Below are 14,427 nucleotides of genomic sequence, written 5' to 3' on the forward strand. Positions count from 1 at the left end.
CCATAGAAAAACCCAGAAAGACCACCTTAGACATGAGCTTTACAGCGCACTATCTCCGAGTCCCTACCTTCTAGAAACACCGCCAAGGACATTGCTAATTATTGACGAATTTCAAACTTTGGAAGCTTCAGCAAAACGAGAGCTTTTGAACATTCAGGAGACTTGTAATTTGGCACTTGTCATAAGTGGCAACGGAGACAGAATTGCAAAGAGCGACAAAGATAGAGAATACAATACAATGCAATGCTTCAGGTGAAAAGCCGCCTCGGCATGTGCTTGACCCTACCATCGTTAAGCAAATCAGACTGCGACCTATTAGGAGCCGCCTATAATGTTGAGGGCATTGACGCATATGAGGCTGTTCGCAGCTATGGCAAACGAACAACTGCACGAGAGCTTGTTAAGCTTTTATGCGCAGCGCAGCACAACGCTGCACATGAGAATAAAGGCGTTCGCCTTGCTGACTTAAAGCTTACTTTATTAGGGCTAAAAGGCAGCAAGTCAGAACTCACGAAATTAACTCCACCAAGTTGATGATCAAATCTAACCTGATCCTTTCAGTACTGCGTTTGGGGGTCTTTCTGAGAAATGAAAAGACGAGGAATATAGCAATGCATAGCAACTCTACAGAAGAAGCTCGCAATGTTGGCGACTTACTTGAAGAGTTGATCGATAGACATGATAGTATTGATTCAAATGTTCTTGAGATTAAAACTTTAATCTGGGGTCTTCAGCAGGCCAGCGACCAGATGAAGAACCTTTTACCAGTTGATTGCGCGGAATACGCTCATTTTACTGGCTCAATCCTGAAAATGATTGATGCCAACTTAGCAGCATTCGATGACTTTGAGGTAACAGTCAGAAACGTGGGCAGAATGATGGACAGCGACGAGGCAGACGCTCAAAGCCAGCTGGAACGTTTCCTCTCCAAACCAGTAGATAGCGCAGGAAGGCTTATCCATGAACAAGCTGCATAAAGCGAGGAAGTGAAGCGCGTCTTTTCCAAACTCTCAGGTAAGAAGTTTTGGCGACACTTACCAGAGAAAACCAAGACAACGCTTCATGCGAATAACTACAAGAAAGGCGGGGGAAAGTCACCCCACCTTTTTCGTATCTGGCGACTGCGGGAGGGCGGACCCATCCTCCATGCCATTCGAGGGCACCGAACCATTTGCACAGCCTTAAATGAGTTGCTGGCCGTTCGGTGGGGGCGAACCTCCCCACGTACCATTCGAGGGTACCGAGCCATTTGCCTCAGCCAGCAAACACAACTTTAAATTATACACACAAAAACGCAAGTCAGAGCGCAAAAACCAGAAAATCCCAGAGAAGGCTCAGGAAGCGCATTCTAGCGGAATTAGCTACATAGCCACCAGAGGCTCATTCAGGTGCGTTCGACGGCGTTCGAAGCCCATTCGAAATTGATTTTGACAACTGCACGCACCCTAGGCTAAGCCCTTACCTACATTTCCCCCTAAAGCGCATTTATCCCCGTACTGGTGACATGTGTTACCGGCTTTTAGTCTGCGCACTTGTGCTTTGCTTGTCCTCATCTTCAACCGGATACGATTTGGACATCGCAACATGCAAATCAACCAAGAAAATCTCGATCTCCTGTTCAAGGGATATCAGACCAACTTCCACGACGCATTCAAGGCGACAGAGGTTCATTACAACGATGTGTCGATGACCGTCGGCTCCCGAACCAGCAAGAACGTCTTTGGCTGGCTCGGTCAGTTTCCCGGCATGCGTGAATGGGTTGGTGACAGGATCATTCAAGAGCTGAATGCACACGGCTTTACAATCGAAAACCGCAAGTTTGAATCGACTGTGGCCGTTAAGCGGGACGATATCAGCGACGACCAATATGGCATCTATGCGCCTCTGTTTTCGGAAATGGGCCGAACTGCGAAAGTTCATCCAGATGAGCTGGTGTTTAACTTGCTGCAAAAGGGCTTCGCGACCAAGTGTTATGATGGCCAAAATTTCTTTGATCCCGATCACCCAATTTACAATAAACGGGGTGAAACCGTCGCGACGACTTCTAATATGCAGAATGGTGACGGGCCCGCATGGTTCTTGATTGACACAACCCGCAAAATCAAACCCATCATCTGGCAGGAACGAGAAGCCTACGAACTGCAAAGCGTCACTGAAGCCAACTCCGAACATGTCTTTATGAAAGACGAATACCTTTATGGAATTCGGGCACGAGCTAATGCCGGGTTTGGACTTTGGCAACTGGCGTTTGGCTCCAAAGCCACACTGAGCGTCGAAAACTATAAGCAAGCACGAGTCTCCATGACAAACCTCAAGGGTGACCGTGAACGCTTACTCGGCGTAAAACCTGCGTTGCTGGTCGTGCCGCCAGCATTGGAAGAAGATGCGCTTAAGCTGCTCAAGGCGGACCAGATCGAAGGTTCCAGCAACATCTGGCGTGATACGGCTGAGCTGCTTGTCTCCCCTTACCTTGCAGAAACAGAGTGAGGAACGAGCCATGTCAACACCTAAAAAAGACATCGTTTCAACTGAAATGAACTCCACCTCCATACCTCTCAAACAAGCTATGCCGCTCGCTGAAGAGGCTGGCTGGGTCCACCTCATTCCCTCCGGCCGCATTATCGGCAGAGACGGACGCACCTTTGCTTTAGATGATCCGGATTCTGTTATCAGAGAGGCTGCCAGAACTGGCATGGAACTGCCCATTGATTATGAGCACCAGACCGACAACGCTCCAAAAAACGGGAAACCAGCACCAGCGGCAGGCTGGATCAAAGAACTGTCTTCGCGAGACGATGGTATCTGGGGTCGTGTAGAATGGACCGATAAGGCCCAAGACATGATTGCCAATAAAGAATATCGCTTTTTAAGCCCGGTTCTTCGTCATCACAAAGATACGGGCCGCATCATTCAATTGCTAAGGGCGGGACTAACCAACAGACCCAATCTACATCTAACCGCATTGTGTAAAGAGGAAGACAGCAACCAGAATGAACTTGGCGAGGCTATAACCTCCACTCTGGGCCTTCCAGAAGATACCGACAATCAGACTATCATCTCCAAGGTTAAGCGCTTGTTGGAGGCAGCAGAAGCCAACTTCGCAAACGGCTCAAAGTCTGGTTCGGTTAGCCCCAACGCAACGAAGTCAACCGACACAACTGGACAATCTCTAAGTGAAGAGCAGAAGGTTTTCCTTGACCAGACTGCAAATGCCAATGTTGAACGCTGTGTGAATGACGGCTTACTACCTCCAGCATTGAAACCCTGGGCACTGGCTTTGTGTAAGAGTGATCCGAAGTCCTTCGACGAATTCAAGAGCACATTATCGCCTTCGGTTCTGACCTTCTCCACCATTACGCCGGAGATGGATCAGAAGCTTTCGCAAAGCGCAAACTCTCTGGGCGATAGCGTTGCCGATCAAGTGGCCCAAGAGCTTGGGATTGAGGTCTCAGCACTAACCCAAACCTCATAACTCAAAATTGCTGCAAGCGTATCCTTCGTGCGTGTCCAAAATCTTGCAGCAAACACAGGTGGTCGGGTTTTCAGGAGAACCCGGCCACCTCATAGGATTAACCAGCCATGTCTAAAACAATCTCTTTTTCCAGACTGAAAGCACGCGGGAAAGCCGCCTGCGATGCGACCGCACTCGAACTTGAAAATGATAACGGCGATATACTCGTCCTCATGCCGCTTGAAACGTACCAGCAGCTTCTTAAATCCAGCACAGAGCAAAAACTCGATGACAACGAGGCCAATTCGGAGCCGTCTCGAAGGTTCGTCGAACGTCGTTCGAAGATTGATCGACACCCAGATATCGCCGCCTTTATCCGAGAAAATGTCAACGCCATATCTGCAAAGGATTTGCTTGCGGCATGTATTGAGCGGTTCGGGAAAGATCGTGCACCTAGCAAAACATCGCTGAACAGATACTTGCTTTCCAACTTTGGGTCAGCCCGCAAGAGAAGAACTCCACCCGTTTAAATTCGTTTGCTCCCGTCTAATCCCGGAAATACTAATATAATTCTGCCTGATCTAATTTAAATATTCTCTCTCCACAAACAGCAAAATGCACTTTTGATACATCACCCACAGTCTGTATTTGCTCGTAGCTTGCTTTGGCCAACCACATTGCATATCAACTGTCTTTCGATGTCGGGAGGAGAATTGGTTATGTCCACTAAAAAGGTCGGAGTAATCGGAGCAATCCATCTGGACAGGATTGCCCATGCAGATCGACCATTCAAGCCGGACACCTCAACACCCGGGAAAATTATGTCTCGTGCTGGAGGTGTTGGAGCAAACATTGCACGCGCAATGGCCCGGCTGGGCATGCAACCAACAATGCATGGATGTCTGGGGGACGATGCAGACGGAGCATTCCTCGCAAAAAGTCTGACAGACTGCGGGATTGATACCTCCAGTATCACCACTGTCGCAGACGGTCGAACAGGATCCTATCTGGCGCTTCACAATCCGGATGGCACATTGTTCTCCGCAATTTCAGACAGTGAGATCACAGCAAAGGTAAGTTTCTCAGAAGCAAATCCAATCCCGCAGGCTCTGCTGGACTGCGATATCTGGCTCTGTGAAACCAATCTGGAAGAAGCAACGCTTCTCTCACTTGCCAATGCCAAGGAGCATCGCCTTCTCGCAGCAGACACCGTCTCAATTGCGAAGGCGCCCAAACTGCGGCCCCTCCTCTCAAAAATCGACATTCTTTTTACCAACACAGATGAAGCCACAGCTCTTTTGGAGTGCAAACCAGGAGAATTCTCAGCAGAAGAACTAGCTCAAAAGCTGGCAACTGCGGGCATTCCAATTGTTCTGGTCAGCAATTCCAACAAGCCACTGGCTCTTCACTGTGCAGGCAGCACAAGCTCGCACACTCCATTTTCTGTTGTTCCCGTAGATGTCACCGGTGCCGGTGATGCCTTCATTGCAGGCTTTCTTTATGCAAGTTGCCTCAATGAAGCCCCGGTTTCAGCAGTAAAAAGCGGTCTTGCCTCTGCATCAATTACAGTGGAAGCGACCGGCGCTGCGCCAGAAACGCTTTCACCCCAATCGCTTAAAGCTCGTTTATTAGAACATGCCTAAGCACCAACAACATACGAAAGACTGGGAAAACCATGGGAAGTTCAATTAAAATCCATCATTCAAAAGAAGTTGCAGATGCTCTGAGCAATGGCGCCCCTATTGTTGCGCTGGAGTCCACCATCATTACCCATGGCATGCCGTACCCACAAAACGTTGAAACTGCCCGCGAAGTAGAACAGATCATCCGTGACGGTGGCGCAGTCCCTGCGACAATCGCTGTGTTGAACGGCGAGCTGCATGTGGGTCTGGAAGACAGCACTCTGGAAGAATTGGCAAACGCCAAAGACGTCATGAAGTGCTCCCGCGCAGATCTTTCCTTCGCTATGGCGCTGGGTAAAAACGGCTCCACAACCGTAGCAGCAACCATGATGGCGGCGCACGCAGCTGGCATCCGCGTGTTCGCAACCGGCGGCATCGGCGGTGTCCATAAAGGCGCAGAAACCAGCTTCGATATCTCAGCTGATCTGGATGAGTTGTCCCGCACTCCAGTTTGTGTTGTTTCCGCAGGCGCAAAAGCGCTGCTCGACATTCCAAAGACACTGGAAGTTCTGGAAACACGCGGCGTTCCGGTCATTGGTTTCAATTGTGAAAACGTACCTGCATTCTGGTCCCGCGACACAAAGATCAAAGCGCCTTACAGCCTGGACGATGCTTCAGACATCTCCAAGCTCATCAAGTTCCGCGAAACATTTGGCGACCATGGCGGCATGCTCGTCACCAACCCGGTACCTGTTGAAGATGAAATCCCATCTGACGAAATGCAGGTGTTCATCGATGCCTCCATTCAGGCAGCAGAAGAGCAAAACATCACCGGCAAGGAAGTCACTCCATTCGTGCTGCAAGACATTTTCGAGCGCACCAATGGCCGCAGCCTCGCAACCAACATTGCGCTTGTTAAAAACAACGCAAAGCTTGCTACGAAAATCGCTTGTGGTTTGACTGCGTAAGCAACTTTTAACCCAAGAAATAATGTAAATCCGGGTTGGCCCTTCCAATCCGGATTTTTTATGTACGATCAGCACCATTTTTCAAAAGCACCCCGACACGTTTAGTCAACTCAAATCATGCAGAGACTTTCACATCTCTTTGATCGAAGGATTCCATTGTTTTTCGGTCCCGATTATTTTAGGTGTTCTAAAGCTATAGAATTTTACATCTCTGTGTTTCTATTGGCGCATCTGCATCTTGTGGTCATATAGTGCTCATCAAAACGCCATCAGGCGGGCATATGCGAGAAAGGCCAATCCCATTTAATGGGTGGCTCCATTGAAATCACGCCAAACAGAATTGCGCGGTTGGCGGCAGCTGCTTCTGTTTTTGTCACCCGCAGGATTTACGCTATGAAGAAACTCATTTTTATCGGATTAACTACAGCTCTCGCGGCCTGCCAAAGCGGTCCATCCAATCGCAGTGGTCAGCCAACTATTCGCGCAGACGCAGATTCTCAGACCATTCAGATCAACGCGTCTCCTGAAACTGTTCGCAAAACACTGGTCGATAGCGCAAGCGCACGCGGTACTATCGTGCAGCAGAATGAACCAAACATGGTGGTGATGGAAAGCTATGTGCGCGGCGAAAACGCTGTTTTAGATAACGAGTTCGGTGCCTCTGACTCCGGTGAGCGCGCCTACCGCATTCGTGTTCGCTTCTCTGGCGCACAATGCCGTACAAACGTTGTGCAGGATCTTGCATTGGTCAACAACATCTACACCCCGCAAGAACAGTCTTTCCAACTTCCAGGAAATCCGGGTTCCATGCAGAGCCTTCAACGTTTGAAGTCCAATGCGGAATCATCTGCAGGCTGCTAAGCATCAAGAATTCAAAAAAAGCCGGAAAGCTTCACAGCTCTCCGGCCTTTTGCATTAAAGAGTAAGAAACTACAGCGTATCTCCGAAAAGTGGGAACCGGTTTTCGGAGATACGCAAAAACAAAGGCTAAAGCAGTTCAGGTGTTTCAACTTAAATGCGAACTGCTTTAGGCGCGTTCTTGCGTCTTGGCTTCCAGAGTTTCTTTCACGGTTGTTGCAAGCTGCTTGAGTGTGAACGGCTTCGGCAGGAAGGTGAAACTTTCCTCAGCTGGCAAGTTCTTCTCAAACGCATCCTCAGCATAGCCAGAGATAAAGATGATCTTCAGGTCAGGACGCGTCTTGCGCAGCTCAATAAGCAGGCTTGGCCCATCCATTTCCGGCATCACCACGTCAGAAACCACAAGGTCAATCGCCCCGCCTGTTTCTTCCATCACTTCCAATGCCTCAGTGCCGGAACCTGCTTCATAAACCTCATAACCGCGGCCACCTAATGCGCGCGCAGCAAAGGCTCGCACAGCCTCCTCATCCTCAACAAGAAGAATGGTTGCAGAACCAGTCAGGTCAGCCTCTGTTACTTCCTGTTCCGGTTTAACCTCAACCACCTCTTCCTTCTCAGTGGAGATGTGACGCGGCAGGAAGATTCGGAACGTGGTACCCACACCAACTTCACTGGTGCAGAACACATAGCCACCAGTCTGCTTCACAATGCCATAAACAGTGGAAAGCCCAAGACCCGTTCCTTTACCAACATCTTTGGTCGAGAAGAACGGCTCAAAGATCTTGTCCATCACGTCCTGAGACATGCCATGGCCATTATCAGCCACCTCGATCAGAACATACTCACCCGGTGGCATACCGCGCGTGTTCTCATAGGTTTTGGAAACAGCCTCTTCCACATTAAGCGTGCGGATGGAAACTTCGCCACCACCTTCCATCGCGTCACGGGCGTTCACAGCAAGGTTGACGATCACCTGCTCAAGTTGGTTCACATCAGCCATCACAGGCCACAGCTCCCGGCCATGTACCAACTTCAGTTCAATCTTCTCGCCAAGCAGACGGTCCAGAAGAATAGAAACATCAGCAAGCACATCCGCAAGTGCGAGCTCCTGCGGACGCAAGGTCTGACGGCGGGAGAACGCCAGCAACTGACGCACAAGACCTGCTGCCCTGTTCGCATTCTGCTTGATGTTCATGATGTCCTGGAACGCCGGATCTGTAGGCCGGTGGCTTGCCAGCAACAGATCAGAGAACCCGATAATCGCGGTCAGAACGTTGTTGAAATCATGCGCAACACCACCCGCCAGCTGACCGATCGCCTGCATCTTTTGGCTCTGGGCAAACTGAGCTTCAAGCGCGCGCTGCTGGGTGGTTTCCAGAACATAAATCACCGCAGCATCTTCACCGGCCTGACTGTCCTGTACTGCAGAAACGTAGAAGGTCGCAGAGCGCGGATCACCATTGCCTTTGAGCGAAACGTCAAGCGGTGCAATCTCACTCTTGCCCAGCGCAGCTTCCTCCAACCCGCTTTGCAGAGCAACGCGGTCAGTTTCAACGACAAACTCGGTGAGCTTCACATCCTTGCCAAGGCCTTCACCCTGCTCGAACAAGCGCATGAACGGGCCATTGGTGCGTTCCACAAGACCGTTCTTGTCGATAGAGGCAATCGCAACAGGTGTGTTGTTGAAGAAGCGTGAGAAGCGCACTTCTGCAGCCCGCAGCGCCTCTTCATCATCATTGCCTGCAGAGCGATTGATCACAAGCGTACGACTGTCACCAGCAAGCCCATCAGCTCCAAACGGCACACGGTGTACAAGGCGCACAGGCAGACCGGTGCCATTGCGGGTCACCAGATCAATATCAAAGCTCTCGGTCTTAACTTCACCCTCAGAGCCCAGCAGCGCCTCAACAAGAGCTGCCCCTTCTCCGCGCACGATGTCTTTCAAAGACAGTTCGCCGGAGATGAATTGTGTCAGATCATAGCCAAGCCAGTCAGCAAGTGTCGCATTCAGGTAGACCAGCTTGCCGGTGCTGTCAGAGGAAAAGAACCCGCAGGGGGCATGGTCAAGGAAGTTGATAACTCTCTGCAGCTCCTGGAAGGAGTTTTCCTGTTCGGTACGGTCACGGGTGATATCGGATACCTGCCAGATCGTAATGCCGCTTTCAACGCCAACCGCTGCATCCTGATCCAGCGGCCGAACGCTGATGCGATACCAACGCGCTCCGCTGGCAACCTCACCAACCGCATTCGGCAGACGCACTTCTTCTGTTGCATATCGTCCGCTCCGCACCGCTTGCGACAGCCGGAATATGGCATCAGCAGCATCCGGGTCTGACGAAAACACCCGCTCCACCGTGCGCACATCCGCAGGTCCACGCGCACCCGTCAACTCAGCATAGGACTGGTTGGCGTAGATGATACGGCCATTATGATCAGCCAGCAGAACACCATCATCCAGCGAGTTCATGAAGGATTCGGCAAGTGGATTGCGATGGGTTTTGGAGATGAACCGTAAAAGGCCAATGGCCATAGCGAAGAGAGAGAACACCCCGACAACGGCCAGAACACCCAGAAGTCCCAAAATATAGGGCTCCGCCTGTTCCTTGCGCATCAACGCGAAGGCGGCTGTCGCTGCAACAAGGCCTAATGCAAGCAGCATCAAGGCCCCAAGGCTGCCTCCCTTGTCTGTCCTGTCTATCACCGGCTCAGGTCGCCGCGCTTCGGTCTTCGTCATCTTACCCTCTCTACGGCTGCCCCGCAGACGATTTGACTCCATCGCGCCATGAGAATAGTCCGCTCCAAAGCCGACACTCCGACACGTAAATGCCGTTAAGACCGCCAGCTTTTCTTTTTACGCAGCTGCATGACATAACCAATCACCTTCGCAACCGCGGCGTAGTGCTCCTCAGGCACATAATCATTCAATTCTATCGTTGCATACAACGCACGTGCCAGCGGTGGGTTCTCCACGATCGGCACATCGGATTCCTTCGCAACCTCTCGTATGCGGAGCGCCAGTTCATCCACCCCAAGCGCAACACATTGCGGTGCTCCCATGCCCTCTTCATAACTCAGGGCAACCGCGTAGTGGGTCGGGTTTGTAATAACAACCGTCGCATCCGGCACACTTGCCATCATTCTGTTGCGTGAACGCTGAAGGCGCAACTCTCGAATTTTGGCTTTAATCTTGGGATCACCCTCAGATTGCTTGTATTCCTCTTTAACTTCCTGCTGGGTCATCTTTTGCTTTTCGAACCATTTTTTCCGTTGCCACACCAAATCGGCTCCGGCAACAACAGTCATAAGCGCAAGAATTGCTCCAATCACCATAATAGCAAGTTCGCGGACCTCCTCCAGCACAAGGCCCGTTTCTCTGAACACCACTGTGTCCAGACGGTCTCTTTCCGGCCACAGCACCAGAAAGACAACCACAGCAACCGCAATGATCTTTACGAGCCCTTTCAGAAAGTTCGCAAGACTGTCTTTAGAGAACAACCTCTTCATTCCTGAAAGCGGCGAGATCTTGTTCAACTTCGGCTTCAACCGTTCAGCTGTCCAAAGTGGTTTGTGTTGAACCACATTGCCAACAACGGCGAGCACCAAAAGTGTGAGCAACGGCAGTGCCACCACACCAAGTATTTCAGGCCCAGTTATTTCTAAAAGGAAAACAAGAGCACCCGGATCAACAGCAATCGTGTCTGCATGGGCAAAAAAGCCCTTTAAAATGGTAGAAATGCCCCCAACCATCGCAGGCGCGAGGAAAGAAATCACCAAAGCGGTCCCCAACAACGAAAACCAGGCACTCACTTCCTGCGATTTCGGTATGTCCCCTTTCTCGAATGCATCATCGAGCCGTTTTTGGGTGGGGTCCTCGGTTTTCTCCGAATCGTCGGTATCTTCAGCCATCACATCCCTCGTTAATTCAGCAGGAACGGCTGAAGCGCATTTCGGAACTCCGTCAGGTAGAAACCCATCAGCGTTGAAAGCAGCAGCAGGAAGATACCAAATCCGATCAGAATATTGACCGGCATGGCAATGAAGAAGATCTGCATCTGTGGCATCAGCTTATTCAGCAGACCCAGACTGAAGTAAAACACGATCCCGACAACGATGAACGGCGCACCCATACGAAGGGCGACAGAGAACATGTGCGACACCGTCGCAATCGCCTGCGCTGAGAGGTCCCCAACCGGCAACGGATTACCGGGGGGAAACAGCGTGAAGCTATCCTGCATGGCCGCAATCATCACATAATGCAGGTTGGTCACAAACACCATGCAGATGCCAAGCACGTTCAGGAAGTTGCCCATCAACGCGCCTTGTTGACCAGAGTTCGTCGCATCGCCGCCCATCGCAAAGGCAAGGCCGGACTGGTTGGCCATGATCGTACCAGCAGTAGAAAGGGCGTAGGAAATCAGCTTCATCGACAGACCGATGAAGAACCCCACCAAAAGCTCCCCGCCCAGCAAACCCAGCAGGCGCGTCAGACTGCTCATGGCATCTGGCGGATAAAGATCAGCATTGATGGGCGCCAGCACGTAAGTCATCAAAAGCGCGATGGTCAGGCGGACTCGGACTGGAATGAAGGATTCGCCAAAGGCAGGCACGAGCATAAACATTGTGCCGATACGCGCAAACATCAGCAGGAAACCCATAACGATCACCGGTAGAAAATCCAGATTGACCGTCACAAATTTGCCCCCAGAATGCGCGCCGCCCTGCGCTGTATCTCGCTCAATATCCGGAGATAATCAACCCGGCAATGCGGTTTGTAAAAGAATTCATCAACTCCCCCATGAAAGGAAGTGTCACGAGCAACGCAATAAAGATACTCAGGATCTTAGGAACAAACACCAGCGTCTGTTCCTGAATTTGTGTCAGCGCCTGAAACAGCGCCACAATCACACCAACCAGAAGCCCGATAAGCATCACAGGAGACGACACCAGAATAAGCGTCCATATGCCCTCGCTGGCAATATCCAGCACTTCTGCTCCGCTCATCCTGCTTTAACCACCCTCTCGCTCATCACCTTGGCACCGACACATATAGCCAAGCAGTTAGATTGGCATCCGCATAATTTCTTCATACGCAGAAATAACGCGGTCACGAACCGAAACGACGGTCTCCAAAGCAAGTTCAGTCTCAGCAACCGCTGTCACCACATCCACCACATTGGCTTTGCCCTGCAACAGGTTAAGGGACTGCACGTCAGCAACCTGACCGCCCTCATTGATCTCGCTGATCGCGGACTGCACCATATTGCCAAAAGCACCGCTTTTGTCACCGCTCTCACTGGCAGCTTCAAGTGGATTGCTCAGTTTTGCTGTGTTTGCATAAGCACTTGCAGCAATAGAAGCATTAGACATGATTGTATCTCCTTCCGGTATCAGCCAACCGGTCATCAACCTCTAAGAATATCGAGTGTTTTCTGCATCATGGAACGTGAAGACTTCACCACATTCAGGTTCGCTTCATAAGAGCGGGTCGCTTCCTGCATATCCGCCATCTCAACCAGCGTACTCACATTCGGCATCTTCACGTAGCCTTTGTCATTCGCAGCCGGGTGGTCCGGTTCATACCGAAGCTTGAACTCGCTCTGGTCTTCACGCACCTTGCCAAGCTTCACCAGCTCAGCTTCCACCTTGCTGTCAAAACTGTTTGTGAATGTGGGAACCTTGCGGCGATATGGATCTTCGCCCGGTGTCTGGCCGGTGGAATCAGCGTTGGCAATGTTCTCTGCGATCACCCGCATGCGACCTGTCTGAGCCTTCAGCCCGGACGCCGCGATAAACATCGACTTAATAAAATCCATGGGTTCCTCCCACATTAACCTCAGCGCTCATCACACCAAGGCAACTGCTCTCACTCATCGTCTCAGCGCGGTCTTGAACATGCCAAGACTGCGCGTATAAAGGCTTGTTGCTGTCTGATAGTCGATCTGGTTCTCGGCGATCTTCATCATCTGCTCTTCAAGAACTACACTGTTGCCGTCTGGAGTTCTTTCAAAGCTGGAAGCCTTGCTTACTTTCGTCCCGACACCAGCGCTGATCCCGCCACTTGTAATGTGCCCGGCATTTGTCGCTACAGGGCGCAACGCACCAGATCCAGCCTCGGCCTGGACCATGTCACCAAAGCTCAGATCCTTCAGGTCCTTGCTGCGGTAACCAGGCGTATCTGCATTGGCAACATTTTCAGCCAGTATACCCTGACGTTGTTGGTGCCACTGCATCTTTTGGCGCAACGCCTGAAACATCGGAAGATCAGTTAAGGCCATCTGACAGCACAACCTATGAGAACAGATTTGGTAAATTAAACTAGGTAGAAAGTGCCTAGGCAATGGTTAACAAAAAGTTAACATTAAGGTTCTATTAATATTTACGCACCGAAGAATCCTTAAAAAGCAGAGCACTACCGAAATTCCGAGTACATCAGAGCCCTGAAAAGAATCATAGGCTTTAGCACCTATTAAGAATTGTGGCCTGAGAAGTGGAAAATTTTGCCGAGCCAGCAAAATTCACCCGTCCGAAAGTGCAATTTCGTGATTTTCGCGTAAAAACTCGGGTAACGCCACCAACTTCATCCCTGTGAACTGTTCATTCTACATAAACTATAGGTTACAAATGCGCGCATGAGTTAATGCGGGGATTCGTACCCCAATTCCGGGCTGTTTTATCAAAAGAGCAGTCCGCTGAATGCTGAATACGAGTTGAGGAACATTCATGCCTGACTGGCTGGCCCAAACCACTGGTATGTCGCAGGGAAGCGCACAGCTTCTTGCTGTCGTACTGGCGATGTTGATTATCGCGGTTCTCATCGCGGTCTGCATTCCGCTTTTGAAGCGCTTAGCAAGAACCAGTTACAAGGGGTCGCGAAGTCGCCAACCTCGTCTTGCAATCATGGATGCGACCGACATCGATGCGCGGCGCAGATTACTGCTTGTCCGCCGAGACAATGTTGAGCATCTCATCATGATTGGGGGCGCTAATGACGTTGTTGTTGAGCAAGGCATCATTCGTGGCATGCCGGTCTCGGCCCCGCCTCGCGGACAGATGTTTACAGGCAATGGGCAAGTCGGCACCACACCGGCAACACCAGAACAAACGCCCTCTTCAGAAGAACCAACAGCACGCCTGAATTGGGGGGAGGACACCGCGCCAGTAACGGCAGAGGTAAAACCTGCACCTGCAAGTCGCCCTGTTCCAAAGCAGCAGCCTGAAGTAAAAGCACCTGTACAACCTGTAGCGACAGCACCTGCCCCGGCGCCAGCAACAATCAAAGAAAAAGTTGCTGCAGTGCCTCAGGCAGCGCCAATCCCACAAGCTGCAGCAGCAGGGCACATGACATCTGCGCGTCCGGCAAGACCAGCTGCCCCAGCATCAGCAGCAGCACCAGCACCAGCACCAGCAGGTAGACCAGCCGCTTTGCAGACGCCAACCATCGGCGGCGCACGCGGCGTTCAAAAAGTAGCGGCACGCCCAATAACAGCACGCCCGTCTCCAGCGCGTCCAGCCTCACCACGCTCACTCA

15 protein-coding genes and 1 pseudogene are annotated in these 14,427 nt (G+C 51.2%); 9 read left to right on the plus strand and 7 right to left on the minus strand.

All coding sequences use genetic code 11. The annotated features are described in order from the left end of the window. The 8 genes from PPL9_RS33195 to PPL9_RS10295 form a co-directional block, all read left to right on the plus strand. Positions 1 to 256: hypothetical protein (locus tag PPL9_RS33195; RefSeq protein ID WP_208989286.1), on the plus strand; the 256-nt coding region annotated here is incomplete at its 5' end. A 355-nt stretch (positions 257 to 611) separates the two neighbouring features. Then, complete coding sequence (locus tag PPL9_RS10265; RefSeq protein WP_152986654.1) at positions 612 to 977, plus strand: hypothetical protein; 366 nt, start codon at positions 612 to 614, stop codon at positions 975 to 977. Between the two features lie 607 nt (positions 978 to 1,584). After that, a complete protein-coding gene (locus PPL9_RS10270) occupies positions 1,585 to 2,487 on the plus strand; it encodes a Mu-like prophage major head subunit gpT family protein (RefSeq protein ID WP_057462605.1) in 903 nt (300 codons plus the stop codon). Positions 2,488 to 2,497: 10 nt separating this feature from the next. After that, positions 2,498 to 3,472: a phage protease gene (locus PPL9_RS10275; protein ID WP_057462606.1), complete on the plus strand. Its 975-nt coding sequence runs from the start codon at positions 2,498 to 2,500 to the stop codon at positions 3,470 to 3,472. A 107-nt stretch (positions 3,473 to 3,579) separates the two neighbouring features. Further along, positions 3,580 to 3,981 carry a hypothetical protein gene (locus PPL9_RS10280; protein ID WP_057462607.1) on the plus strand — a complete coding sequence of 134 codons (402 nt, stop codon included), beginning with the start codon at positions 3,580 to 3,582 and terminating at the stop codon, positions 3,979 to 3,981. A 189-nt stretch (positions 3,982 to 4,170) separates the two neighbouring features. Further along, on the plus strand, positions 4,171 to 5,094 hold the full coding sequence (locus PPL9_RS10285; RefSeq protein ID WP_057462608.1) for a PfkB family carbohydrate kinase: 924 nt from the start codon (positions 4,171 to 4,173) through the stop codon (positions 5,092 to 5,094). A 32-nt stretch (positions 5,095 to 5,126) separates the two neighbouring features. Then, complete coding sequence (locus PPL9_RS10290) at positions 5,127 to 6,041, plus strand: pseudouridine-5'-phosphate glycosidase (RefSeq protein WP_057462609.1); 915 nt, start codon at positions 5,127 to 5,129, stop codon at positions 6,039 to 6,041. Positions 6,042 to 6,434: 393 nt separating this feature from the next. Then, positions 6,435 to 6,902 carry a hypothetical protein gene (locus PPL9_RS10295; protein ID WP_057462685.1) on the plus strand — a complete coding sequence of 156 codons (468 nt, stop codon included), beginning with the start codon at positions 6,435 to 6,437 and terminating at the stop codon, positions 6,900 to 6,902. 166 nt (positions 6,903 to 7,068) lie between these two features. Here the strand turns inward: PPL9_RS10295 and PPL9_RS10300 are convergent, their stop codons facing one another. The 7 genes from PPL9_RS10300 to flgB all read right to left on the minus strand — a co-directional run bounded on the left by PPL9_RS10300 (position 7,069) and on the right by flgB (position 13,174). Continuing rightward, the gene (locus PPL9_RS10300) at positions 7,069 to 9,633 is read right to left on the minus strand and encodes an ATP-binding protein (protein WP_057462610.1); all 2,565 of its coding nucleotides are present in this window, start codon (positions 9,631 to 9,633) and stop codon (positions 7,069 to 7,071) included. Positions 9,634 to 9,728: 95 nt separating this feature from the next. Then, positions 9,729 to 10,805 carry a flagellar biosynthesis protein FlhB gene (flhB, locus tag PPL9_RS10305; protein WP_057462611.1) on the minus strand — a complete coding sequence of 359 codons (1,077 nt, stop codon included), beginning with the start codon at positions 10,803 to 10,805 and terminating at the stop codon, positions 9,729 to 9,731. 11 nt (positions 10,806 to 10,816) lie between these two features. Further along, on the minus strand, positions 10,817 to 11,590 hold the full coding sequence (gene fliR, locus PPL9_RS10310; protein ID WP_057462612.1) for a flagellar biosynthetic protein FliR: 774 nt from the start codon (positions 11,588 to 11,590) through the stop codon (positions 10,817 to 10,819). Positions 11,591 to 11,633: 43 nt separating this feature from the next. Further along, positions 11,634 to 11,900 carry a flagellar biosynthesis protein FliQ gene (fliQ, locus tag PPL9_RS10315; protein WP_057462613.1) on the minus strand — a complete coding sequence of 89 codons (267 nt, stop codon included), beginning with the start codon at positions 11,898 to 11,900 and terminating at the stop codon, positions 11,634 to 11,636. A 57-nt stretch (positions 11,901 to 11,957) separates the two neighbouring features. Continuing rightward, positions 11,958 to 12,266, minus strand: coding sequence for a flagellar hook-basal body complex protein FliE (locus tag PPL9_RS10320; protein ID WP_208860463.1), 309 nt, complete (start codon positions 12,264 to 12,266; stop codon positions 11,958 to 11,960). 35 nt (positions 12,267 to 12,301) lie between these two features. Then, positions 12,302 to 12,712 carry a flagellar basal body rod protein FlgC gene (gene flgC / locus PPL9_RS10325; RefSeq protein ID WP_108818255.1) on the minus strand — a complete coding sequence of 137 codons (411 nt, stop codon included), beginning with the start codon at positions 12,710 to 12,712 and terminating at the stop codon, positions 12,302 to 12,304. A 54-nt stretch (positions 12,713 to 12,766) separates the two neighbouring features. Further along, the gene (gene flgB, locus PPL9_RS10330) at positions 12,767 to 13,174 is read right to left on the minus strand and encodes a flagellar basal body rod protein FlgB (RefSeq protein WP_082596715.1); all 408 of its coding nucleotides are present in this window, start codon (positions 13,172 to 13,174) and stop codon (positions 12,767 to 12,769) included. A gap of 445 nt (positions 13,175 to 13,619) precedes the next feature. On the opposite strand from flgB, the pseudogene PPL9_RS10335 reads away from it, so the two are divergent. After that, positions 13,620 to 14,427: pseudogene (locus tag PPL9_RS10335) on the plus strand (flagellar biosynthetic protein FliO); the annotation flags it as partial.

Origin of the sequence: Pseudovibrio sp. POLY-S9, assembly GCF_001431305.1 — a bacterium.
Lineage (GTDB): Bacteria > Pseudomonadota > Alphaproteobacteria > Rhizobiales > Stappiaceae > Pseudovibrio.